General features: G+C 60.8%; 17 protein-coding genes. 9 read left to right on the top strand and 8 right to left on the bottom strand.

Annotation, left to right across the window (positions count from 1 at the left end; translation table 11 throughout):
* Nucleotides 1–48 precede the first annotated feature (48 nt).
* The 3 genes from AAGW23_RS17860 to murJ all read right to left on the bottom strand — a co-directional run bounded on the left by AAGW23_RS17860 (nt 49) and on the right by murJ (nt 2,707).
* Complete coding sequence (locus AAGW23_RS17860) at nt 49–741, bottom strand: RES family NAD+ phosphorylase (protein ID WP_342407676.1); 693 nt, start codon at nt 739–741, stop codon at nt 49–51.
* Nucleotides 735–1,139 (bottom strand): antitoxin Xre-like helix-turn-helix domain-containing protein, encoded by a 405-nt coding sequence (locus AAGW23_RS17855; RefSeq protein ID WP_342407675.1) that lies wholly within the window; start codon nt 1,137–1,139, stop codon nt 735–737. The genes AAGW23_RS17860 and AAGW23_RS17855 overlap by 7 nt, the downstream gene beginning before the upstream one ends.
* A 101-nt stretch (nt 1,140–1,240) precedes the next feature.
* On the bottom strand, nt 1,241–2,707 hold the full coding sequence (murJ, locus tag AAGW23_RS17850; RefSeq protein WP_342407674.1) for a murein biosynthesis integral membrane protein MurJ: 1,467 nt from the start codon (nt 2,705–2,707) through the stop codon (nt 1,241–1,243).
* Nucleotides 2,708–2,981: 274 nt separating this feature from the next.
* Between murJ and AAGW23_RS17845 the strand changes: the two genes are divergently transcribed.
* Genes AAGW23_RS17845 through AAGW23_RS17830 form a run of 4 tightly spaced genes read left to right on the top strand, consistent with a single transcriptional unit; the run spans nt 2,982 to nt 11,926 of the window.
* Nucleotides 2,982–4,226, top strand: coding sequence for an MdtA/MuxA family multidrug efflux RND transporter periplasmic adaptor subunit (locus AAGW23_RS17845; RefSeq protein WP_342407673.1), 1,245 nt, complete (start codon nt 2,982–2,984; stop codon nt 4,224–4,226).
* Nucleotides 4,223–7,303, top strand: coding sequence for an MdtB/MuxB family multidrug efflux RND transporter permease subunit (locus tag AAGW23_RS17840; RefSeq protein WP_342407672.1), 3,081 nt, complete (start codon nt 4,223–4,225; stop codon nt 7,301–7,303). The genes AAGW23_RS17845 and AAGW23_RS17840 overlap by 4 nt, the downstream gene beginning before the upstream one ends.
* Before the next feature lie 46 nt (nt 7,304–7,349).
* Nucleotides 7,350–10,454 (top strand): efflux RND transporter permease subunit, encoded by a 3,105-nt coding sequence (locus AAGW23_RS17835; protein WP_342407671.1) that lies wholly within the window; start codon nt 7,350–7,352, stop codon nt 10,452–10,454.
* Complete coding sequence (locus AAGW23_RS17830) at nt 10,451–11,926, top strand: efflux transporter outer membrane subunit (protein ID WP_342407670.1); 1,476 nt, start codon at nt 10,451–10,453, stop codon at nt 11,924–11,926. Before AAGW23_RS17835 ends, AAGW23_RS17830 begins: the two co-directional genes overlap by 4 nt.
* 150 nt (nt 11,927–12,076) lie before the next feature.
* Here the strand turns inward: AAGW23_RS17830 and AAGW23_RS17825 are convergent, their stop codons facing one another.
* From AAGW23_RS17825 to mexE, 4 genes are all read right to left on the bottom strand, one after another.
* On the bottom strand, nt 12,077–13,069 hold the full coding sequence (locus tag AAGW23_RS17825) for a TRAP transporter substrate-binding protein (protein WP_342407715.1): 993 nt from the start codon (nt 13,067–13,069) through the stop codon (nt 12,077–12,079).
* A gap of 216 nt (nt 13,070–13,285) precedes the next feature.
* Nucleotides 13,286–14,689: a TolC family protein gene (locus AAGW23_RS17820; protein WP_342407669.1), complete on the bottom strand. Its 1,404-nt coding sequence runs from the start codon at nt 14,687–14,689 to the stop codon at nt 13,286–13,288.
* Nucleotides 14,686–17,856: an efflux RND transporter permease subunit gene (locus AAGW23_RS17815; protein WP_342407668.1), complete on the bottom strand. Its 3,171-nt coding sequence runs from the start codon at nt 17,854–17,856 to the stop codon at nt 14,686–14,688. The genes AAGW23_RS17820 and AAGW23_RS17815 overlap by 4 nt, the downstream gene beginning before the upstream one ends.
* 98 nt (nt 17,857–17,954) lie before the next feature.
* On the bottom strand, nt 17,955–19,184 hold the full coding sequence (mexE, locus tag AAGW23_RS17810; RefSeq protein ID WP_342407667.1) for a multidrug efflux RND transporter periplasmic adaptor subunit MexE: 1,230 nt from the start codon (nt 19,182–19,184) through the stop codon (nt 17,955–17,957).
* Between mexE and AAGW23_RS17805 the strand changes: the two genes are divergently transcribed.
* The gene (locus AAGW23_RS17805) at nt 19,183–19,320 is read left to right on the top strand and encodes a hypothetical protein (RefSeq protein ID WP_200636824.1); all 138 of its coding nucleotides are present in this window, start codon (nt 19,183–19,185) and stop codon (nt 19,318–19,320) included. The two genes, mexE and AAGW23_RS17805, sit on opposite strands and share 2 nt — an antisense overlap.
* 136 nt (nt 19,321–19,456) lie before the next feature.
* On the opposite strand, the gene AAGW23_RS17800 is transcribed toward AAGW23_RS17805, so the two are convergent.
* On the bottom strand, nt 19,457–20,374 hold the full coding sequence (locus tag AAGW23_RS17800) for a LysR family transcriptional regulator (protein ID WP_342407666.1): 918 nt from the start codon (nt 20,372–20,374) through the stop codon (nt 19,457–19,459).
* Between the two features lie 268 nt (nt 20,375–20,642).
* Here AAGW23_RS17800 and AAGW23_RS17795 point away from each other — a divergent pair, with 268 nt between their 5' ends.
* The 4 genes from AAGW23_RS17795 to ligD all read left to right on the top strand — a co-directional run bounded on the left by AAGW23_RS17795 (nt 20,643) and on the right by ligD (nt 24,598).
* On the top strand, nt 20,643–21,659 hold the full coding sequence (locus AAGW23_RS17795) for a zinc-dependent alcohol dehydrogenase family protein (RefSeq protein WP_342407665.1): 1,017 nt from the start codon (nt 20,643–20,645) through the stop codon (nt 21,657–21,659).
* A gap of 106 nt (nt 21,660–21,765) precedes the next feature.
* Nucleotides 21,766–22,623 carry an SDR family oxidoreductase gene (locus tag AAGW23_RS17790; RefSeq protein WP_342407664.1) on the top strand — a complete coding sequence of 286 codons (858 nt, stop codon included), beginning with the start codon at nt 21,766–21,768 and terminating at the stop codon, nt 22,621–22,623.
* A gap of 25 nt (nt 22,624–22,648) precedes the next feature.
* Nucleotides 22,649–23,659, top strand: coding sequence for a Ku protein (locus AAGW23_RS17785; protein ID WP_342407663.1), 1,011 nt, complete (start codon nt 22,649–22,651; stop codon nt 23,657–23,659).
* A gap of 18 nt (nt 23,660–23,677) precedes the next feature.
* Nucleotides 23,678–24,598, top strand: coding sequence for a non-homologous end-joining DNA ligase (gene ligD / locus AAGW23_RS17780; RefSeq protein WP_342407662.1), 921 nt, complete (start codon nt 23,678–23,680; stop codon nt 24,596–24,598).
* Nucleotides 24,599–24,672: the final 74 nt, after the last annotated feature.

Here is a 24,672-nt window from a genome sequence, read left to right as displayed (position 1 = left end):
TCCGATATGGTTCTGTGCCCGAGGCGTGCGGTCGGTCTGCAAGGTGGTTTAGATGGCAGTAATTGAGCTGACGCTTGAGATGCGACCGTTCCAGACCATCTCGTAATGTTCGGTTTGAATGATCGAAGTGACCGGCTTTGGTGTCATCAATGCCCAGCAGTGTTGGCCTGCTTTGCGAACGGAGTGATAACGCAAGCCGGGGGTGCGACCTTTTCTGAGTAGTTGCCCCAGGTGATGACCGCTCGAATAGTCGTCAGGGTCATAGAGCGGATCCGTCATTGGGATTGACATTGCATCGAGCATCCCGGCTTCGCTGAAGTGGCACGACAAGCCTCGGAAAACAAAGCGCTCATAGCTCAGTCCAACCACCTTCGACCAATAGAGGTCCTGGTGATGGCGAACTTCAGCAAGCGCCGTATCCATCGTACTGGCCAGATAAAGCACGCCAAAGCTGCCGTCGCTGAAACGCGAGCCGGCCGGGTTTACATGGGTAAACGGCGCTGTGGCGTATGAGCAGCCGGGTATGCCGAAGGGTATTTCAGCGCGCGCGATCAGCTCCAGGTGTCCCGTCTCGTTTCGTAACCGTGGATTGGTCAGGGCTTGTAACTGGTAGAGCGTTTCGAACTCGTCGGCATCGGCGACATCATCGAACAAAGCAATGGGCGGAAACTTCGAGTTAACCAGCCGATAGGCCTGTTGTTCGACATCAGCTAGTCTGGGCAGCTGACTCGGGCTTACCACTGAGCGCCTCGTAGGCTATCGATGCGGCGGAACGATTCGTACAGAGAGACCATGTCACCCTGAGCCATGATTTCCAGCGGTGAGCGGCCATTGAAGAACTCGTTATGGTTGGCCATCGCCGGAAAGCCATACATGTTCTCCGGATTATCGAAAACAAGCCGAAGCGCGGCATGTATGTTCAGGACGAAGCTGATGCGTTGCATCTGGTCCTGGTCGAGGCTGACCGACCAACTAGCATCGCCTGACCTAGCGCGATTATGGGTGCTACGTGATATCCGAAGAATCGTGCAGGCCTGATCGGTAGTTGCCTGCCATTTTTCCAGAATGTTCACCGCAGCCCGTAGACCGGTTGCGCACTGGTCCTTCGTGAATGCCTGTGCTTGAAGAACTGCTGCCATAGTTAAGCTACCTGGCTGTGTCTGTAGAGTTAAAAGTAGCACATCATGTATCTACAGACAAAGCTGGGCGCTATGGGACTAAGTGACAGCAAAAATTGCCGTCAGGCTTTTTTCATGGACCAGTACGCCGGCTTGAACAGATCCCGTTCGCCGAGAAGCACTACGCCCAGGGCGAAGGCACAGAGCACCAGGGCGATATATATGCACAGCTGCAGGAGCCCGTGTGGGGAAGGCAACCAATGCAGTGCGGTTGCGATCGCGACGGCGGTAATGAGCCAGCGGCCCAGTACGCCAGGTGCAAGACCTGCTGGTGAGGCACGGTAGACGTACAGTCCCATGAAGAGCGCCTGCAGGGTCACGCCGCAGGTAAACGCAATGGCCAGACCTTCGGCCCCATAGGGGCCGTAGAGCAGCGCATCGAGGCCGATCGTAAAGGCAGAACTGACCAGCATGATCATCAGGAACAACCGTGATTGATGCTGCGCCAGGAGCGCGCGTCCCCATAGCAGCGCCAAGCCCATCGCGGGGAGGCCGAGAGCATACAGGACCACCAGCGAGGCCGTAGCGTCGGTTTGTGTTGCGCCGAACTGACCCCGTTCCAGTAATACTGAGACTACCGGTTGGGGGAATGAACAGAGCACCACGGACGCTGGAACGAGAAACAGCAGTGTCGCCAGCAATCCTTTGCGAATCACGGCAGCATGGCCACTGAGATCCACATCGTTCCAGCTCGAGACGAAGCGGGGGAAGAGCACCGAAAGCACCGACAAGGCGTAAAGCGTGAGCGGAATGGTGACGATACGGAATGCAAACGACAGCATGGTAATACTGCCTTCCTCCAGGAAGGAGGCGAACATCCGCTCGGCAAGAATGCAGCCTTGTTGCGCGCCGGCTGCCAGCAGTACGGGTGCGAACGCTAGGCCGAAGCCACCTGCATGCCCCTTTGTCTCGACTTTGCTGTCGCCTCGTAGGTACGCGATATGTCGATGCTGCACCAGAATCAAGGCCAATTGAGGCAGCAGCATGCCGATGAAGATCACCATGCCGGTGGGGTCAAACAACAGGATGCCAATGATCGCACCGGCGTTGAGGAGCACCGTACGCGTCATTGGCAGGACGAATACCTCGTCCATATTGAGTAACGCACCCTGACAATAGAGGACCGCCTGAACAGCGACCAGAAGCGCCCCAACACAGAACACGATCTGGCCGGAAGCAACCTGGACGTCTGTCCAGCCGGGCGCCAGCACGTTGAGAATCCAATAACTTCCGACAATGGCGACTGCGCTAACCGCCGCGCCCATAAGCATCACTCGCCAGTAGAGCCAGCGGCTGACAGTCTCAAACAGGGCTTCGGACTGGCTGCGTAGCTTCTGTAGGTACGGAATCATCGCATCGCGCAGGGCGAGGCCGAGGAAGTTCTCGAAGAACATCGGCAGGATGAGTGCGACAAATATCAGGTCCGCTTCCCAGCTCAGTCCGAAAGACTTGGCGATAAACAGGTCGCGTAGAAAACCCAATAGAAAGCTGGCGACGGTTAACGCCAGGATGACCAGTGATGCGTTCATTCCTTGATCCTGTGCAGACCATTATCGGACGGCCTGAAAAATAGCGGCATGCCTCATCGAATACGGGACGATTCCATTGCGCCACATTGGCCAGCGTCCCGTCGAACGATATATAGACTGAATGGCTCAGGCATGGTTCCTGCGCCGGGGCGGAGCGTTTGGCATCTTGGTTTGGATCGAGACAAAGCCGGATACGTAAAAATGCCGTAAATCCCCTTTGCGAGCGGAGCGCGACTGCTTATGGTTCACGCTCATTTTCAGGCGAACCCAGTTCATGTCCGAGGCTACTACTTCTTTTGCGGGCTCCATGCGGCGTTGGCTAATCATCGGCGGTGTGGTGGTAGCCATTGTGCTGCTGCTCTCGTGGCTATGGCCAAGCGCCGCCGAGACACCGCCTCAGCAGGCGGGTGGACGTCCGGCTTTCGGCGCATTTGGTGGCCCCACGCCCGTGCGGGTTGCCCCGGTGGAACGAGGTGAGTTTGAGGTCTACGTCAAGGCGCTCGGCACCGTTACACCGCTCAATACCGTCAACGTGCGCAGCCGCGTGGCCGGTGAACTGGTGGAGATTCACTTCGAGGAGGGCCAGCGAGTCAAGGCCGGCGACCTGCTGGCCGTCATCGATCCTCGCGCTTATGAAGTGGCACTGCAGCAAGCCGAAGGCACCCTCCAGCAAAACCGCGCCCTATTGCAGAACGCACAGCTGGACCTTGACCGTTACCGTGGTCTGTTCGCCGACGACAGCATCGCCAAGCAGACGCTTGATACGCAGCAGGCACTGGTCAATCAATACAAGGGAACGCTTGCCGCCAACCAGGCCGCTGTCAACGAGGCCAAGTTGAACCTGCAGTTCACCAAGATTCGCGCGCCAATAGATGGTCGCGTCGGTCTTCGTCAGCTGGATCAGGGCAACCTTGTCGGTGCCAACGAGGCTACGCCGTTGGTGGTGATCACCCAGACCCAGCCCACGGCAATCACCTTTACGCTGCCCGAAAATGAGCTGGCTCCAGTCATCTCCCGGTTCCGCCGCGGTGAAGAACTCTCAGTCCAGGCCTGGGACCGAGGCGAGCGCACTCTCTTCGGTGAAGGCGTACTGGAAAGCCTCGACAATCTGATCGATACGACCACTGGCACGCTGAAGATGAAGGCTCGCTTCGATAACGAGGCCGAGCTGTTGATACCCAACCAGTTCGTCAACGTTCGCCTGCGTGTGGAAACCTTGCCAGATGCGGTTTTGATTCCTTCGGCAGCACTGCAGTTCGGCTCGCGCGGCAACTACGCCTATGTCGTCGGTGAGGATTCTAAGGTGGAGCTGCGGGTGCTCGAAGTCGGCCCGAGCAATGGCGACAGGACCGTCGTGGTGAACGGTTTGAACCCCGGCGAGCGAATCGTCATGGAGGGCACCGACCGCCTGCGTGACGGCAGCGAAGTCGAAGTGGTGGATCGTCAGAAACTTGCAGACGAAGCGGCTGCGAATCCAGAGGCCGATACTCAGAGCACCAAGGAGCGTCCGGCGCGATGAACATCTCGCGGCTGTTCGTCCTTCGGCCGGTGGCCACAACCCTGACGATGATCGCGATTCTGCTGGCCGGGCTGATTGCCTACCGCATGCTGCCGGTTTCCGCCTTGCCCCAGGTGGATTATCCGACCATCCGGGTGATGACGCTGTATCCCGGCGCCAGTCCGGAAGTCATGACCAGCGCAGTGACTGCGCCGCTGGAAAGGCAGTTCGGGCAGATGCCCGGCTTGACGCAGATGTCGTCCACCAGCTCCGGCGGCGCATCGGTAATCACTTTACGCTTCTCGCTTGACGTGGAGCTCGACGTAGCGGAGCAGGAGGTTCAGGCGGCGATTAACGCCGGAAGCAATCTGCTGCCCAATGATCTGCCAGCACCGCCGGTTTATAACAAGGTCAACCCGGCGGACACGCCGGTCATGACGCTGGCGGTGACCTCGGAAAGCCTTGCCCTGCCGGAGTTGCATGACCTGGTCGATACCCGCATGGCGCAGAAATTGGCGCAAATCAGCGGCGTCGGTATGGTCAGCATCGCCGGCGGCCAGCGACCAGCAGTGCGTATACGGGTCAATCCGGAGGCGCTTGCGTCTTACGGCCTGTCGCTGGCTGACGTGCGCTCCCTGGTGACCAGCTCCAACGTCAACCAACCCAAGGGTAATTTCGATGGACCGACCCGTGTGTCGATGCTCGATGCCAATGATCAGCTGAAAACGCCGGAGGAATACGCTGAGCTTATTCTGACCTACGAGGGCGGCGCGACACTGCGCTTGAAGGATGTCGCCGATATCATCGACGGCGCTGAGAATGAGCGCCTGGCCGCCTGGGCGAACCAAAGTCAAGCCGTGCTGCTGAACATCCAGCGCCAGCCTGGCGCTAACGTGATCGAGGTGGTCGAGCGGATTCAGGCACTGTTGCCTGAGGTGACCGCCAGCATGCCGACCGGCCTCGACGTGGTGGTGCTGACTGATCGCACGCAGACCATCCGAGCGGCAATCACCGATGTCCAGCACGAACTGTTGATGGCGACCTTTCTGGTTGTCATGGTCACCTTTGTATTCCTCAAGCGCCTGTCGGCGACCATCATTCCGTCCATAGCAGTCCCGCTGTCGCTGATCGGCACTTTCGCGGTGATGCACCTTGCCGGTTTCTCGCTGAACAACCTGACGTTGATGGCGCTGACCATTGCGACGGGATTCGTCGTGGATGACGCCATCGTCATGCTCGAGAACATCGCACGCCACGTGGAGGAGGGTGAGACGCCGTTGCAGGCCGCACTCAAAGGTGCCAGGCAAATCGGCTTCACGTTGATCTCACTGACCTTGTCACTGATTGCCGTACTGATTCCGCTGCTGTTCATGCAGGACGTGGTGGGGCGGCTGTTCCGCGAGTTCGCCATCACCCTGGCGGTGGCGATCCTGATTTCGCTGGTGGTCTCGCTGACGCTTACCCCAATGATGTGCGCCAAGTTGCTCAAGCCCGCAGCCGTTGAAAAGTCCAAGCCGGACTGGGTCGAGCGCCTTATAGGCGGTTATTCCCGCTGGCTTATCTGGGTGCTGGGTCATCAGACCCTGACGCTGTTGGTCGCCGTGGGCACGCTGGGGCTGACCGTGGTGTTGTATCTGGCAGTGCCGAAGGGCTTCTTCCCGGTGCAGGACACCGGTGTGATTCAAGGCATCAGCGAAGCGCCGCAGTCAATTTCCTTCCGCGCCATGAGCGAGCGTCAGCAATCGTTGTCGCGCGTGATCCTGGCGGATCCAGCAGTGGCCAGCCTGTCGTCCTACATCGGCGTCGATGGCGACAACGTAACGCTCAACAGCGGACGCATGCTGATTAACCTCAAACCCCACGGTGAGCGTGATGTCACCGCCAGCCAGGTCATTGACCGCCTGCGTCCCGAGCTGGCAAAGCTGCCGGGCATTGCGCTGTACATGCAGCCCGTGCAGGATTTGTCCATTGAGGATCGGATCAGCCGCACGCAGTTTCAGTTCAGCCTGGAATCACCCGATGGTGAACTGTTGCAGGAGTGGACGCCACGTCTGGTGGCAGCGTTGCGTGAACGCCCGGAGCTGACCGATGTGGCCAGCGACCTGCAAAGCGACGGGCTGCAAATCTTCCTGGATATCGACAGAGATGCCGCGGCCCGCTTGGGCATAGAGATCTCGGCGATAACCGATGCGCTCTATGACGCCTTCGGCCAGCGACAGATTTCAACGATCTTCACCCAGGCCAGCCAGTACCGCGTTGTGCTCGAAGCAGAGGCAGGCAACCGCCTTGGCGCGCAGGCGCTGGAGCAGCTGTACGTGCAGAGCGAGGGCGGAACCCCGGTTCGCCTGTCCAGCCTGGCAACGCTACAGCAACGCAGCGCACCGCTGGTGATCAATCACATTGGTCAGTTCCCCGCCGTAACGTTGTCGTTCAACCTGGCCGACGGCGTTTCGCTGGGCAAGGCGGTGGAAGTCATCGAAAGCGTCGAGGCGGAAATCGGCTTGCCAACAGGAATCCAGAGCCGGTTCCAGGGCGCGGCAGAAGCCTTTCGCGCGTCGCTTTCGAGCACATTGCTGCTGATTTTGGCGGCAGTCGTGACCATGTATATCGTGCTCGGTGTGCTCTATGAGAGCTATATCCACCCGATCACCATTCTCTCGACACTGCCCTCGGCTGCGGTCGGCGCTTTGCTGGCGTTGCTGCTGACCGGCAACGACCTGGGGCTGATTGCGATCATCGGGATCATCCTGCTGATTGGCATCGTCAAGAAAAATGCCATCATGATGATCGACTTCGCGCTGGAAGCCGAGCGACACCAGGGCATGAGCCCACAGGATGCGATCTACCGTGCGGCCTTGCTGCGTTTCCGGCCGATCCTGATGACGACGCTCGCAGCGTTGTTCGGTGCAGTGCCGCTGATGCTGGCATCAGGCTCCGGTGCCGAGCTGCGTCAGCCGCTGGGCCTGGTACTGGTTGGCGGCTTGCTGCTTAGCCAGCTGCTGACGCTGTTCACCACACCCGTGATCTACCTGTTCTTCGATCGACTGGGCCAACGGTTCGACCGCAAGCCGCTGCCTGTGCAGGAAGCGCGTACATGACGCTGGCAGCAGAGCGAGCTTTTCCAGTTTGCGGCGACCCGCAGCCATGAACCTCTCGGCTCCCTTCATCGCGCGTCCGGTCGCGACCATGTTGCTGAGCTTGGCAATCCTGCTACTGGGCAGCGTCAGCTTTGGTCTCTTACCGGTCTCGCCACTGCCAAACATGGATTTCCCGGTGATCACCGTGCAGGCAAGCCTGCCAGGCGCCAGCCCGGAGATCATGGCCTCGAGCGTGGCGACGCCGCTGGAGCGCTCCCTGGGAAGCATCGCAGGCGTCAGTCAGATGAGCAGTCGTAGCAGCCAGGGCTCGACGCGAATCATCATCCAGTTCGACCTGGAACGGGATATCAACGGTGCCGCCCGCGATGTGCAGGCGGCGATCAATGCCTCGCGCAATCTGCTGCCCAGCGGGATGCGCAGCATGCCGAGCTACCGAAAAATCAACCCGGCACAGGCACCAATCATGGTGTTGTCGCTGACGTCCGAGGTGCTCAACAAGGGGCAGCTTTACGACATCGGCTCGACGATTCTGGCGCAGAAGCTATCGCAGGTCCCAGGGGTGGGCGAGGTGCAGGTGGGAGGAAGTTCGCTGCCTGCCGTCCGGGTCGAGCTGCAACCACAGCAACTGGAGCAGTACGGCGTCTCGCTCGATGAGGTCCGCCAAACCATCGCCAACGCCAATGTCCGGCGTCCCAAGGGGATGGTCGAAGACGACGACCGCCACTGGCAGGTGCAGGCAAGCGACCAGCTGTATGAAGCCGCAGATTACCTGCCGCTGATCATTCGCTATCAGGACGGCGCGGCACTTCGCTTGAGCGATGTCGCAAAGGTCAGGGACGGCGTGGAAGATCGTTACAACGACGGCTTCTTTAACAACGATCGCGCCGTGCTGCTGGTCATAAACCGCCAGGCCGGCGCCAACATCATCGAAACCATCGAGGGAATCCGCAACGAGCTGCCGGCCTTGCAGGCGATCGTACCGGGCAGTGTCAACATGGCCGTCGCAATGGATCGCTCACCGGTGATCCGCGCCACGCTGCATGAGGCCGAGCGGACCTTGCTCATCGCTGTCGGGCTGGTGATCGTGCTGGTGTTCCTGTTCCTTGGCAAAGTGCGGACCGCGTTGATCCCGGCCCTGGCGGTGCCGGTATCGCTGGTTGGCACCTTTGCCGTGATGTACCTGTTCGGTTTCTCGCTCAACGTGCTGTCGCTGATGGCCTTGATTCTTGCTGCGGGGCTGGTGGTCGATGACGCCATCGTGGTCCTGGAGAACATTGCACGCCATATCGACCAGGGTGTGCCGCCGATGCGTGCCGCCTATATTGGTACCCGTGAAGTTGGTTTCACTTTGCTGTCGATGAACCTGTCGCTGGTGGTGGTGTTCGTCTCGATTCTGTTCATGGGCGGCCTCGTCGAACGGCTTTTTCGAGAGTTTTCCATCACCCTGGCAGCTGCCATTCTGGTGTCGTTGCTGGTGTCGCTGACCCTGACACCCATGCTCTGCGCACGTTGGCTCAAGCCCCACCAGCCTGAGCATGACGGTCGCCTGCATCGCTGGAGTCACGATGCCCACCAATGGCTGCTAGGCCATTACGACAGGTCTCTCGGCTGGGCGCTGCGCCATCATCGGATCACCCTGATTACGCTGCTGGCGACCATCGGGCTCAATGTTTTTCTGTACATCGAGGTTCCGAAAACCTTTCTGCCACAGCAGGACACCGGTCAGCTGACCGGCTTCATTCGCGGCGACGATGGCTTGTCGTTTCAGGTCATGCAGCCAAAGATGGAAACCTACCGCAAGGCAGTACTGGCCGACCCGGCCGTGGAAAGCGTGGCGGGCTTCATCGGTGGCCAAGGCGGAATCAACAATGCGTTCATGATCGTCCGGCTAAAGCCTTTGGATGAGCGCAAGATTTCTGCGCAGGAAGTGATCGAGCGTATTCGTAAGAACCAGCCAAAAGTGCCGGGTGGGCGGATGTTCCTGATGGCCGATCAGGATCTGCAATTCGGCGGCGGGCGGCAGAGCAGCTCAGCGTATTCCTACAATCTGTTGGCCAGCGATCTGGCTGATCTCCGCACCTGGGTGCCGCAAGTGACCCAGGCGCTCAAGGCTTTGCCGGAGCTCACCAGTATCGACGCCAACGAAGGCGAGGGCGCCCAGCAGATCAGCCTGAAGATCGACCGTGACGCGGCCAAGCGGCTTGGCATCGATATGAGCACGGTGACGACCTTGCTCAACAACGCCTTCAGCCAACGGCAGATATCCACCATTTACGAGTCGCTCAACCAGTACCGGGTTGTCATGGAGATCGACCCGAGCTATGCCCAACACCCTGAAGTGTTGGAGCAGATCCAGGTGATCACCAGCGACGGACGACGCGTGCCGCTCTCGGCCTTTGCCCGTTACGAGCGGAGTCTTGAGGAAGACCGGGTCAGCCATGATGGGCAGTTCGCCGCCGAGAACATCGATTTTGATCTGGCCCCAGGTGTCAGCCTGGATCAAGCGACGCGGGCAATCGAGCGGGCAGTGGCCGCGATCGGACTGCCCAGTGAGGTGCAGGGTCGCCTGGGTGGCACGGGTGACGTCTTCAAGGCGGCTCAGGAGAGCCAGCCGTTCATGATCCTTGGGGCATTGCTGCTCGTCTACATTGTGCTTGGGGTGCTGTACGAGAGTTATATCCACCCGCTGACGATCCTTTCCACGCTGCCTTCTGCCGGGGTCGGCGCGTTGTTGGCAATTATCCTGACGGGCGAGGAGTTCAGTCTGATTTCCTTGCTTGGGCTGTTCCTGCTCATCGGTGTGGTGAAAAAGAACGCGATCCTGATGATCGATCTGGCGCTGCAGTTCGAGCGTAACGATCACCTGCCGCCGGATGAGTCGATTCGTCGGGCCTGCCTGTTGCGTTTTCGGCCGATCCTGATGACCACTATGGCGGCGATCCTCGGTGCGTTGCCATTGCTAATGGGCGGCGCTGAAGGTGCGGAAATGCGCCAGCCGCTGGGCCTGACGATCATCGGTGGCCTGATCCTCAGCCAGATCCTTACGCTCTACACCACGCCGGTGGTCTACCTGTATCTGGACCGCGCGCGTCATCGATTCAACAGCTGGCGCGGTGTCCGCACCGACGCCGCCCTGGAAAATCCGCTATGAGTCAGTTGTCTCTGAAACACGCCCTACGCCCGCTGGCCCTTGTGGTCATGACCTTTTCCCTGGGCGCCTGCACCTTGGGCCCTGACTACCAGCGTCCAGCGCTGCCAATGGCTGCGCAATTCAAGCAGGCCGACGGTTGGAAGGTTGCTAACCCGGCCGATGTGCTGGAGCGCGGTGATTGGTGGCGGCTATACGATGACGCGCAGTTGAACACGCTGGTTGGACGGTTGAACCTGTCCAATCAGAATCTGGCAGCGGCCGAAGCGCAGTATCGCCAGGCGCGGGCGCTGGTCCGAGGCGCACGCTCTCAACTGTTCCCGACAGTGGGTGGCAGCGCCGGCGCGACGCGTGCCGGGCAGGGTCGCTCGACGACGTCCGTCTCACAGAGCGGCGGCAATGTCAGCGGTATTAGCGAGAGTTACAGCGTGGGGCTCGATGCCGCCTGGGAGCTGGACGTATGGGGTCGTCTGCGGCGCAATCTGGAAGCCAACCGAGCCAATATGCAAGCCACTGCGGCGGACCTGGCTGCGGTCCGCTTGAGCCTGCAATCCGAGCTCGTCCAGACCTACCTTCGATTGCGCGTGATGGATGAACAGCAGCGTTTGCTGAACCAGACGGTCGAAGCCTTTGCTCGCTCGCTGCGGTTGACGGAAAACCAGTATCGCGCAGGCATCGTGCCGAAGTCCGATGTCACCCAGGCACTGACTCAGCTCCGAAGTACCGAGGCTCAGGCCATCGACTTGCAGTGGCAGCGAGCACAGATGGAGCACGCTATCGCGGTGCTGATCGGGGTGCCGCCGGCGGAGCTGAACATTGCCGAACTCGACGACATTCCGAAGCTGCCGGCAGTGCCGCTGGCACTGCCTTCGCAGTTGCTTGAGCGTCGCCCGGATATTGCGTCGGCCGAACGTCAGGTAATCGCCGCCAATGCACAGATCGGCGTGGCCGAAACGGCCTGGTACCCGGACCTGACACTGAGCGCGAGCGGCGGCTATCGAAACAGCCGCTTTACTGACCTGATCAGCCTTCCGAACCGGTTCTGGTCGCTCGGCCCGCAGCTGGCAGTCACATTGCTTGATTTTGGTGGCCGGCGTGCCGATCTCGAAGCTGCCGAGGCCAACTATGACCTGACAGTGGCTAACTACCGTCAGACGGTGCTCGACAGCTTCCGTGAGGTCGAGGACAACCTGGTGCAACTGCGTGTTCTCGCGGCCGAGGCTGTGGTTCAAAGGCAGGCACTGGAGGCCGCGCAGGAATCGCTGCGCCTGATCCAGAATCAGTACCGCGCGGGCACCGTTGACTTCCTCAGCGTTGCCACCGTGCAAACCAGTGCGCTGAATAACGAGCGGACCTATCTGACGCTGCTGGGTGATCAGCTCGCCGCCAGCGTTCAACTAATCGCGGCGCTAGGCGGCGGATGGGACGAGGCGAAGCTGGATTTCGAATCCGTGCGGGAGACGTCTGAACGCTGACAGTCAACCAACGCGTGGAGGCAAACCGTCTTCCGGCGAGCAGGTTGCACGCTGAGGGATTAGTGGAAGACTAAGAACCTGGAGACTCGCCGAGCGGCGTTGGCAAACCGCGGCGTTGCTGCCGCGGTTGGGAGCAGAGGCGGGGCGTGATCAGTTGCGCTGCTTGCGATTGACCGTTTGAGCCGCCTTGATGATGTCGGCGCCGATCACAGGTTCGAATTCCTGCCAGACCGGTCGCATGGCTTCGCGCCAGGCTTCACGCTGTTCGGGCGTCAGTTCGATAATTTCCGAGGTGCCCGCTTTGCGGATGCGCTCACGGTCGGCCTGGTTCGCTTCTTCCGCGGCACGGTTCACTTCGAAGGTGACCTCGTCAATGATGCCTTCCAGCTCGGTACGAATCTGGTGTGGAATACCGAACCAGAATCGCGTGTTGCTGACCAGCATGTAGTCGAGCACGCCATGATTGGATTCAGTGATGTAGGGCTGCACGGTGTGCATCTTCTTGCTGTAGATGTTCGACCAGGGGTTCTCCGCCCCTTGGACGGTACCGTTCTGCAATGAGGTGTAGACCTCAGCAAAGGGGATTTTCTTGGTGGGTGCGCCTACCTGGGCGAATTGCGATTCCAGAACGGCTGAGGGTTGGATACGGAATGCCAGTCCCATTGCATCGCTCGGCAGCATCAGTGCCTTTGTCGCCGATAGCTGCTTCATACCGTTGTGCCAGTAAGCCAGGCCAGTGATGTTTTCCTTTTCCATCGAGCGCAGCAGTTGGCGGCCCTTGGCTCGTTTCTGGAACCGGTTGACGGCCTCCAGGTCGTCGAACAGGAACGGCAGGTCGAAGACTTGCACCTGCTTGGTGTACTTCTCGAACTTCGCTAACGACGGCGCGAGCAGCTGCACCTCGTCGTTGGCCAATGCCTCGAGCTCGTTGGCATCGCCGAACAGTGTCGAGTTGGGATAAACCTCGACGCTCACCTGGCCGGGCAGACGCTCTTCAACCAGTTTCTTGAACAGCAGGGCACCCTTGCCTTTCGGGGTGTCTTCAGCGACAACGTGCGAGAACTTGATGACGATCGGCTCAGCTTCGACCGCGGTCGCGGTCAACGCCAGCACCAGGCCGGCGAGGGTGATGATCGGCTTGATCATGAAAAGGCTCTTTATTTTTGGTGGGTTGGCATGACATCCGTGAGGCGGATGTGATTGAGCTTCAATGAAGCGTTATGCCAAATAAGCCGCACCGTAAAAAGGGCTTTCTCACAGAATTCATAATTGAGGAAGCGGGAGTTGCAACAGGTCACACTTTGGCCGCTAAGAGTGACCACTCTGCGCCGCAATTCAGCGGCGCAGAGCAGCTTCTCGTCAGTTGCTGGCGAGCTGCCAACCGCCGCCAAGTGCCTTGTAGAGATCCACAACACCGCGATAGACCTCGACCTCGGCCTGCGCCTGCGCATCCTCCGCCGCAAGGCGCTCGCGCTCGGCATCCAGCAGCACCAGAAAGTCCACCGTGCCTTCCCGGTAGCGGATGGCCGCTTGCTCCGCTGCCGCGCGGCTGGCGCCGGACTGACGCAGCAGTGCGAGTAGCCGCTCCTGGGCGCGAGCGTAGTCACTGAACGCGTTTTCCGACTCCTCCAGCGCCAGCAAAACCTGCTGCTCATAACTGGCCAGCGCGCCGTCGGCGTCCGCTTCTGCCCCACGCAGTCGGGCGCGAACGCTGCCCATGTCGAAAGCCGCCCAGGTGATGCTCGGTGCGACGCCCCAGGCCTGCGCCGCGCTTGAGCCGATCTGCGAACCGCGCCCGGCGATGAAACCCAGGAAACCGCTCAGGCTCACCCGCGGAAACAAGTCAGCCGTCGCAACGCCCACGTTGGCAGTGGCCGCTGCCAGCTGCCTTTCGGCCGCCAGAATGTCTGGCCGGCGCCGAAGCAGCTCGGTCGGGTCACCAATCGGCAGAGCCTTGGCAATGGCAGGCAACTCGCGGGGCGTCAGGTCAACGCTGAGTTTGTCGGCACGCTGGCCGAGCAGGGTCGCGATGCGATTGGTGGCCCGCGTCTGCTGGGCCTGCAGTAGCGGCAAGCTGGCCTCGGTCGCTGCAAGGCGGGCATCAGCACGCAGCACGTCGAGCTCGCTACCCACGCCAGCATCGCGCAACTGTTCAGTCAGTCGATGTGAGTTGCGCTGATTCTTGAGGTTTTCCCTGGCGATTCGTTCACGCAATTGCGCGCCGCGCAGCTGACCGTAGGCATCGACCAGTTCGGCAATCAGGCTGACCTGTAGCTGGTAGAGCTCGGCTTCCGCGGCTTCGCTCTGCGCCTCGCTGGCTTCGATGCGCCGCTGTATCCGGCCGAACAGGTCGAGTTCCCAGGCCATATCCAGCCCCAGATCGTAGCGCTCGATACTGCTGCGCTCCTCGCTGAAGCCAGGCTGCTGGGCCTTACCGTATTCAGCGCCGGCCCCTGCAGTCACAGTTGGAAAGCGGTCGTTGGCTGCATCCTCCCGAATCGAGCGAGCGGCGCGCAGTCGCGCAAAGGCGATGCGCAGCTCGCGGTTTTCGGACAGTGCTTCACCCACCAGCGCATCCAGTGTCGGGTCGTCGAACTGCCGCCACCAAGCCGCCTGAAAACGCGACTGGTCGAAGCCAGCCGCTGCGGCCCGTTCGATGTGCGCCGGAGCGACGTCCGGGGCGCGGTAATCCGGCCCCACCGCGCAGGCGCTCAAGGCTAGAGCGGCCGCGAGCAGAAGCGGTGTGCTAATGACAGCCTTCATGCGTGCGCCTCCTTCAGTACTGCTTTTTTCTCTGCGCGCCGTTCGACGTACGCGCGAATCACCAGATAGAACACCGGCGTCAGCAACAGCCCGAAGAAGGTCACGCCGAGCATGCCGCTGAACACCGCAACACCCATGGCATGACGCATCTCGGCACCCGCGCCGGAGGAGAGCACCAACGGCACCACCCCCATGATGAAAGCAAAGCTGGTCATCAGAATCGGGCGCAGCCGCAGGCGGCAGGCTTCGAGCACAGCGGATAGACGGTCCATGCCTTCTTCCTGTTTGTCCTTGGCGAACTCGACGATCAGGATCGCGTTCTTGCAGGCCAGACCGACAAGCACGATGAGGCCGATCTGGGTAAACACGTTGTTGTCGCCGCCCGACAGAATTACCCCGGTGATGGCCGAGAGCAGGGTCATCGGTACGATCAGGATCACGGCCAACGGCAGGCTCCAGCTCTCGTACTGCGCTGCCAATACCAGGAAGGCCAGCAGCACGCAGAGTGGGAAGACGAACATTGCCGTGTTCCCCGCCAGGATCTGCTGATAGGTCAGCTCGGTCCATTCGAAGCTCATGCCATTCGGCAGCTCGGCCTGCAGCAGCCGCTCCATGGCTGCCTCGGCCTGACCGGAGCTGTAGCCGGGCGCGGCCGCGCCGTTGATTTCAGCGGTCAGGAAGCCGTTGTAGTGCATCACGCGATCCGGGCCGGAACTGTCGCTGACCTTGACGAAGGTGGACAGCGGGACCATTTCGCCGCGGTTGTTGCGCACCTTCAACTGGCCGATCTGATCGGGCGTCAGGCGAAACTTCTGTTCGGCCTGGACGTTGACCTGATAGGTGCGACCAAAGCGGTTGAAATCGTTGGCATACAGCGAGCCGAGGTAGACCTGCATGGTGTCGAAAATCTGGTCGATAGCCACGCCGTGAGTCTTGGCCTTTTCCCGGTCGATGTCGGCATCGATCTGCGGCACGTTGACCTGATAGCTGGTGAACAGCCCGGCCAGCTCGGGGTAGTCCGCGCTCTTGGCAATGACGTTTTGTACCTGCTTGTACAGCTCCTCGTAGCCAAGGTTGCCACGGTCCTGCACCTGCACGCGGAAGCCGCCGATGGTGCCCAGCCCTTGTACGGGGGGCGGTGGGAAGATCGCGAGGTAGGCTTCCTGGATACCGGCAAACTGACCGTTCAACTCGCCCGCGATGGCACCAGCGGACATGTTTTCTTCGTTGCGCTGGTCAAAGTCCTTCAGCGCAACGAAAACGATGCCGCTGTTCGGGCTGTTGGTGAACCCGTTGATCGACAGACCAGGGAAAGCGATGGTGTTCTCGACGCCGGGATGCTTGCCAGCGATCTCGGACATCTGCTTGATGACGTCTTCCGTGCGATCCAGCGTGGCGGCATCCGGCAGTTGTGCAAAGGCCACCAGGTACTGCTTGTCCTGCGGCGGCACGAAACCGGTCGGTGTGCTGGCAAAGCCCATATAACCGAGCCCTACCAGTCCCAGATAAATCACGAGGGCGATGCCGCTGCCACGCAGAATGCGCTTCACCGCACCCACGTAGCCGTGGCTGGCGCGCTCGAATACCCGGTTGAAGGGTGTAAACAGCCAGCCGCCGAACAGCCTGTCCAGCAATCGCGAAAAGCTGTCTTTCGGCGCGTCATGGCTGCGCAGCAACGCGGCCGCCAACGCGGGTGAAAGGGTCAGGGAGTTGAACGCCGAGATCACCGTCGAGATCGCAATGGTCAGGGCAAACTGTTGATAGAACTGCCCGGTGAGCCCGGAAATGAACGCGGTGGGGATGAACACGGCGCAGAGCACCAGCGCCGTGGCAATGATCGGCCCGGTCACTTCCTTCATGGCCTGCTTGGTGGCTTCCACCGGCGACTTGCCCAGGCCGATATTCCGCTCGACGTTCTCCACGACCACAATGGCGTCATCCACCACGATGCCAATTGCCAGCACCAGGCCGAACAGCGACAGCGCATTGAGCGAGAAGCCCAGCATGTGCATCACGGCGAATGTGCCGATGAGTGAGACCGGCACGGCGGCTAACGGGATGATTGAGGCGCGCCAGGTTTGCAAGAACAGAATCACCACCAGCACCACCAGCACAATCGCTTCAAGCAGGGTATGCACCACCGCCTCGATGGAGCCGCGCACAAAGATGGTCGGGTCGTAGACGATCTCGTAGTCCACGCCTTCGGGGAAATCCTTCTTCAGCTCGGCCATGCGGGCACGCACCGAGTCGGAGATCTCGATGGCGTTCGAGCCTGGGCGCTGGAACACCGGAATGGCCACGGCGGGCTGGTTGTTGAGCAGTGAACGCAGTGCGTACTGGCTGGAACCCAGTTCGATACGGGCGATGTCGCGCAAGCGGGTGATCGAGCCGTCTTCTCCGGCGCGAATGATGATGTTCTCGAACTCTTCTTCGCTGACCAGTCGGCCCTGGGTGTTGATCGACAACTGGAAGTCCGTCGCGCCCGGCGCGGGTGGCGCACCCAGCGAACCCGCGGCGACCTGACGGTTCTGCTCGCGGATCGCGTTAACCACGTCGGTTGCCGTGAGATTGCGCGAAGCGACCTTGTTCGGATCGAGCCAGACGCGCAGCGAATAATCACCCATGCCGAACAACTGCACATCGCCAATTCCGTCCAGCCGAGCCAGCTCGTCTTTGACGTTGAGCGCCGCATAGTTGGACAGATAGAGCATGTCGTAGCGTTCGTCCGGTGATGTCAGGTGCACCACCATCGTCAGATCCGGCGAGGCCTTGTCTACCGTCACGCCAAGGCGCTGCACTTCGGTCGGCAGCGTCGGTTGGGTACGCGTGACGCGGTTCTGTACCTGTACTTGGGCGTTATCCAGATCGGTCCCCAGGGCGAAGGTGATGGTCAGCGTCAGCTTGCCGTCGGCGGTCGCCTGCGACGACATATAGAGCATGCCTTCGACGCCGGTGATGGCCTGTTCCAAGGGCGACGCGACGGTTTCGCCGATCACTTTCGGGTTGGCGCCCGGGAAGCTGGCGCGCACTACGACAGTCGGCGGCACGACTTCGGGATATTCGCTGATGGGCAGCTGGAACAGCGATATGCCGCCCCCGATCAGGATGATCAGGGATAGCACCGCGGCGAAGATTGGCCGCTGGATGAAGAACTGCGAAAAATTCATGACGCACTCCGGGGGAGAGGGCGCGCGCGACGCGCCCTGACGGAATCGGTGTTGTTTGAGTTGGCGCCTTGGCGCCGGTCAGGGGAACGTGCTGAACGTCAACTGCTGGGCCTACGCGCCAGGGTCCGGTCGACCACCTGGGGGTTCATCGCGGCGGAAATGGCGCGGCTCTGTTCTTTCAGCGCGGCGAGGGTGTCCGCATCTGCCATCGGTACGTCCTGTGGCTGTACGGCATTACCGGGTCGCACGCGCTGCAGGCCGTTTACGACGATGGTTTCACCCTCCTTCAGACCGCTGCGCACGATGCGCAGGCCTTCCAGCTTCGGACCCAGCTCGATGGCGCGATAGTTGACGGTGTCGTCCTCGCCGAGTACCAGGACGAACTTCTTGCCCAGATCGGTTCCGACCGCGACATCCTTGATCAGTACCGCGTCGTAGGTGGCGCTGCCGACCAGCTTGAGGCGGGCATACAGCCCCGGTGTGAAGCGCCCGTCACGGTTATCGAACACGGCGCGTCCGCGAATGGTGCCGGTGCGTGGGTCGACCTGATTGTCGATGAAGTCCATGTGGCCCAGATGAGGGTGACCTTCCTCGCTGGACAGCCCGAGGTACACGGGTGTTTCCTCGCCACGCTCGCCGTCGCGGGCCAGTTCGCGGTATTTCAGGTAAGTGCGCTCATCTGCCTCGAAGTAGGCATAGACCTTGTCGGTCGACACCAGCGTTGTCAGCAACGCTTCGCCCGCATTGACCAAGTTGCCTGCGGTAATCAGCGCGCGGCCAACCCGGCCATCGATAGGCGCCGTCACGCGGGTGAAGCCGAGGTCCAGCTTGGCGGCATCGAGCTGTGCCTGGATGGCGGCAACCGCGGATTTCGCTTCGCTCGCGGCGCTGGCTCGCGCATCAGCCAATTCGGCCGAAATCGCGTTATTAGTGCGCAATCGCTCACCGCGCTCGGCTTCGCTTGCGGTCCGGCGCTCAGTGGCGCGAGCCTGTTGCAACTCGGCCTGCAAGCGTTTGACCTGCGCTTCGAACGGGCGCGGGTCGATCTGGAACAGCAGATCGCCTTTTTTCACCAGCGAGCCTTCTTCAAACGCGACCTTGTCAATGAAGCCCGACACGCGCGGGCGGATATCCACCGACTCAGGCGCTTCCAGGCGTCCTGTCAGTTCGTCCCATTCGATAACCTGCTGCTCGATAACCTCGGCGACGCTAACCGCGGGCGCCGGCATGGCCGCTTCGGTGGCTTCCGGTGCTTTGCCACATGCGCCGACAAGGGCCGCAGCGACCGCAACCAATGGGTAACGCAAGGCTTTGAGTGAACGATCCATGCTTGACTCCGCAACTCGTTTTTTTGATGGCGGAAGTGTGGCGGCAGGGCTGCTCAAGCAGAAATCGAACAAGGCGAATGTGAATATCATTCGGGATGATGTTGCAGCATTTGTCATGGATGGCGCTGCAGGTTGAGCTTCAGCCCGCCCCAAGCCCGGCCGCGCTGGCTACATTAAGGAGCAGAAGAGAGTAAAAGGCGTCATCAATTGCAGCTACAGGGGGCCTCTGCGCCCGAGCGGCAACCCGTGCTGGACATCATGGCGATCTGGGTTCAGAGACTGTCCGGATCGCCTACGAACATCTGGATACGCGAGCGCAGCCAGCGCTCGGCGGGATCGTTGTCCTGGGCGCCGCGCCAGGCCATCGACAGTTCGAAGTCCTGGCTGGTCTCGAATGGCAGCGGCTCGGCGCGCACACCACCGTTGGCGGCGAGTGCCGCGGCGGCATAATCCGGCATGGTCGCGACCAGATCGGTTCCGGCCAGCAGGCTCGCCAGCCCGTTGAACTGCGGTACCGCCAGCACGACTTTTCGCTTGCAGCCGTGCAGCGCCAGTTCGTCATCGATATAGCCGTTCAGGTCGCCAGCAAAGGAAACCATGGCGTGCGGGCGCGAGCAGTAGTCTTCCATCGTCATACGGCCGGGGATGCTGTCGGCACGTAGCAGCATGGGCTTCGGCCTGCGCAATACCTTGCGCTTGGCGTTGGCCGGCAATTCCTCGGTGTAACAGACCCCCACGGAGATCTCGCCGGAGGCGAGCAGGCCCGGCATCAGCAGATAGTTGGCACGGCGCACCACCAGCACCACGCCCGGCGCTTCGGCCCGGACGCGCCTGAGCAATTGCGGTAGCAGGGCAAATTCAACCTCATCGGTCAGGCCGATGCGAAACACCAGTTCGCTGGTGGCCGGGTCGAACTCCGATGCGCGGCTGACGGCCGTGGAGATTGAGTCCAGCGCTGGCGACAGCAACCCGGCGATCTCCTGCGCGCGTGCGGTGGGCTCCATACTGCGCCCGGTACGCACGAACAGAGGGTCATCAAACAGCGTGCGCAACCGTGCCAGGGCGGCACTGATGGCGGGCTGTCCGAGGAACAACTTTTCAGCGGCGCGTGTCACGCTGCGCTCATGCATCAGCGTCTCGAAAACGATGAGCAGGTTCAGGTCCACCCGGCGAAGGTCGTTGCGATTCATGCCTTTCACTTCAAGCTGGAGTCAGACAACAGAATGCGGCTGACGAAATGAGGGTTGCGTCTGCATTCTAGACAGATCGGAGCGACATCCGCATGTCCATTCCCGTTTTGCAATGACACAAACCTGCAGCCGTGAGAGCAGCCTTACATTCGGCACATCATCATTGCCGCGCATAGGGACTATCGAGCGGAATGCAGGGATCGCTGCTGGAGTTGTGCCTAGGGTGCAGATAAAGTCACAGACACAGCAGTAATCGAGGGGTCTTTCAATGTCCCGCATTATCCGTTTTCACCAGTTCGGGCCAGCCGAAGTGCTGCGCTATGAACAGCGCGACGTGCCAAAGCCTGGCCCCGGCGAGGTGCTTGTCGACGTGAGCGCGATTGGCGTCAGCTGGAACGACGTGCTCTGGCGCCAGGACCTGGCACCGCGTCACGCCAAGCTCCCGGCCGGGCTGGGAAGCGAGATCGCCGGCACCGTGCGTGCGGTAGGCGATGACGTCGACGGTTTCACGGTGGGTGATCGTGTCGCCAGTTTTCCTGCGCACGATCTCAACCAGTACCCCCTGTACGGCGAGCAGGTCCTGCTGCCGCAGGCGGCATTGGTCCACTATCCAGAAATGCTCAGCGCAATCGAGGCCTGCGTCCACTACACGCCGGCACTGGTGTCTTATTTCGCCCTGATCGAACTGGCTCAGCTCGAACCCGGACAATACGTGCTGGTGACCCAGGCCCGGCATTGCACCGGCCCATCTGCGGTGCAGCTGGCGAAAGCACTCGGTGGTCGGGTGATCGCCACCTGCGAGACGGCGGATGATCGTGACTTCCTGCGTGAACTGGGGGCCGAGACGGTCATCGTTACCGAAGAGGAAGATCTGGTCGGGCGGCTGCAGAAGATTACCGGTGGGGCTGGCGTCGAAGTGGTACTCGACGGTTGCGGCGGCTCGCAGATGAAACTGCTGGGCGACGTCATCGCACCACGCGGCAAACTGATCCTCTATGGGCTTAACGGTGGTAACGAGACCGCGTTTCCCGCCTGCGCAGCGTTCAAGAAGAACTTCAAGTTCTTCCTGCATTGCCTCTGTGATTTTACTGGCCAGCCCGAACTGGGCATCGAGCAGGATCGCGAGGCGGTCCAGCGTGCCTTGCTGCACATCAACCAGCTCACGGCCGATCGCCTGGTCACTCCGCAGGTCGACAAGGTGTTCGCTTTCGACGAGGTGGTGGCAGCGCACGAATACGTTGAGAGCGGTGCCGCACGGGGTCGGGTCGCACTTCGCGTCGACTGATTGTCCGAGGCCCCAGCGCAGGGGCCTCTCATCGCTTCACAGAAACTTTTCCTCCCGGCGTCAAGTCCTCCGAATACAGCTTTCAGGCTCTTACGGAGGATCCAGCATGCCCGATGACAACCAGACGCTCCCCCCTCAACAGCAACCGGAGCCTGGCACAGAAAGCGAGATGACCCCGCGCCCTGAGTACCGTGGCGAAGACTACAAGGCGGCGGGCAAGCTCAAGGGCAAGGTGGCGATCATTACCGGGGGCGACAGTGGTATTGGCCGTTCGGTTGCTGTGTTGTTCGCCCGTGAAGGCGCTGATGTAGCCATTCTCCATCTCGATCAACATCAGGACGCTGAAGAAACCAAACGCGTCGTAGAAGAGCAGGGCGGCAAATGCCTGACGTTTGCCGGCGACGTGGCGGACCGCGATGTTTGCCAGAAGGTGATTGACGAAACGCTGGGCGCGTTCGGCAAGCTCGACATTCTGGTCAACAACGCCGCCGAGCAGCACCCGCAGGAAAAGCTCGAGGACATCAGCGAAGAGCAGTGGGAAAAGACGTTTCGCACCAACATCTTCGGCATGTTCCAGATGACCAAGGCTGCACTGCCGCATCTGAAAAAAGGCGCATCGATCATCAATACCACCTCGGTTACGGCCTACAAGGGGAGTCCTAAGCTGCTCGACTATTCGTCGACCAAAGGTGCCATCACGGCCTTTACTCGCTCGCTGTCGATGAACATCGCCGACCGCGGCATCCGCGTGAACGGCGTAGCGCCTGGGCCAATTTGGACCCCATTGATTCCGTCGACTTTCGACGAGGAAAAGGTCAAGCACTTCGGCGCCAATACGCCCATGGAGCGCCCAGGCCAGCCTGACGAAGTCGCGCCGGCCTACGTGTATCTGGCCAGCAGTGACGCGTCCTATGTCAGCGGCCAGGTGATTCACGTCAATGGCGGTACGGTAGTCAACGGCTGACGGTCAGCCGATCAGGAGAAAGTCTATGCCCCGCACAATTTGGAAAGGCGCCGTCAGTTTCGGTCTGGTTCACATACCTGTCGCTGTGGTACCCGCGACCACGCGCTCGGGCATCGATTTTGACTGGCTGGATAAGCGCAGCATGGACCGGGTCGGCTACAAGCGCATCAACAAGACCACCGGTGAAGACATCGACAGCGAGAACATCGTCAAAGGCGTGGAGTACGAAAAGGGCAATTACGTCGTTATCAGCGACGAGGAAATCAAGGCGGCGCACCCGGAAGCCACGCAGACGGTAGACATCGTTGCTTTCGTCGACGCCAAGGATATTTCCTTCCTGTACATCGCCACGCCGTACTACCTCACCCCGGATCGACGGGGTGAAAAGGTCTATGCGCTGCTGCGCGAGACCCTGATTCAGACCGGCAAGGTCGGCATTGCCAACGTCGTGCTGCGCAACAAACAGCATCTGGCCGTGGTCATGCCGCTGGGCAAGGCGTTGGTCATGAATACCCTGCGCTGGGCGGATGAGGTCCGCGGCGTTGAATACCTCGAGATGAAGGACGAGGCGCTCAACCCTGACCTCAATCCAAAGGAGCTGGACATGGCCAAACGGCTGGTCGAAGACATGAGCGAGGAGTGGAACCCCGAACAGTACAAGGACACTTTTCAAGATCAGATCATGGATCTGGTGGAGACCAAGGCACGCGAAGGCAAGCTCGAAACGGTGGGCGGGCCAGAGGAGTCCGTGGATCGTCGCAGCGCCGATGTCATCGACCTGACCGAGCTGCTCAAGCGCAGCCTGGCGGGTAAATCATCAGCGAAGAAAGCTGCGCCAGCCGAAGACGTCGATGACGATGACAGCAAAGAGGCCGCGGCACCCGCCAAGCGGACCACGAGCAAAAGTGCCGCCAGCAAGGCCAAGGCTCCTGCCAAGTCGACAGCCAGTAAAAGCACGACCAGCAAAACCTCGACGGCGCGCAAGACCAGCAGCAAACCGGCAGCCAGCAAATCCAGCAGCAAGAAGGCGAGCTGAGCTCACGGGGGAGTGCGCATGGCTGAGAAAAAGGCCAAGACCCGCCCCGACGTGGGCGGTATAGGCATCAGTAATCCGCAGCGGGTCATCGACCCGGCCAGCGGCGCCACCAAGCTGCAGCTCGCTGAGTACTACCTGGCAGTTGGCCAATGGCTAATGCCTCATCTGGCCCAGCGCCCCGTGTCGATTGTTCGCGCACCAGAGGGGGTCGCAGGAGACAGCTTCTTCCAACGTCACTGTGGGCGCCTGAAAATGCCCCACATGCGCGTGCTGGATAAATCACTCGATCCCGAACACGCCCGTCTGATTCAGGCGGACAGCGTGACTGCCGTGGTCGAGGCGGTGCAGATGGGCACCATAGAATTCCACACCTGGAATGCGCGTAGCGATCGGATCGACAAGCCGGATCGGGTCGTTTTCGATCTTGATCCCGACCCGGAACTGCCGTGGTCGAACATGGTGCAAGCCACCTGCATGACCCTCGACCTGCTCGACGAACTCGGCCTTCGGGCATTCCTCAAAACCAGCGGAGGCCGGGGCGTACACGTCGTGGTCCCCATCGATCGGCGTCACAGCTGGGATTGCGCCAATGAATTTGCCCGTGGCGTTACGGTCCGGCTGGCAAAGGAGGCGCCTGAGCAAATCGTCGCAAAAATGGGGCCGAAGAACCGGGTCGGCAAGATCTTCGTCGATTATCTGCGTAATCAGCGGGGCGCTAGCACGGTCGCGGCCTTTTCCGCGCGGGCGAGGCCCGGTCTGCCGGTTTCCGTACCCATCGCTCGGGAAGAACTGCAGCAGATCAACGGCGCCGATCAGTGGAATATCCTCAACCTGCATGAGCGCCTCGATAACCTGAAGCGCGATCCCTGGGCCGATTACCCTGCGACCCGTCAAACCCTCTCCGCCCGACTGTTGAAAGACCTCGCTGCGCGCCAGTGACGCGACGGGTGACCTGTCGATGGCCGAGGTCCTGGACTAGCCTCTCAAGCGTAGCGACTGTGAGGCCCGCCTGT

The organism is Stutzerimonas chloritidismutans (assembly GCF_038562055.1).
Classification (GTDB): domain Bacteria; phylum Pseudomonadota; class Gammaproteobacteria; order Pseudomonadales; family Pseudomonadaceae; genus Stutzerimonas; species Stutzerimonas chloritidismutans_A.
Note: the sequence above shows the minus strand (reverse complement) of the source record. Positions and strands in the feature narration are given on the sequence as shown.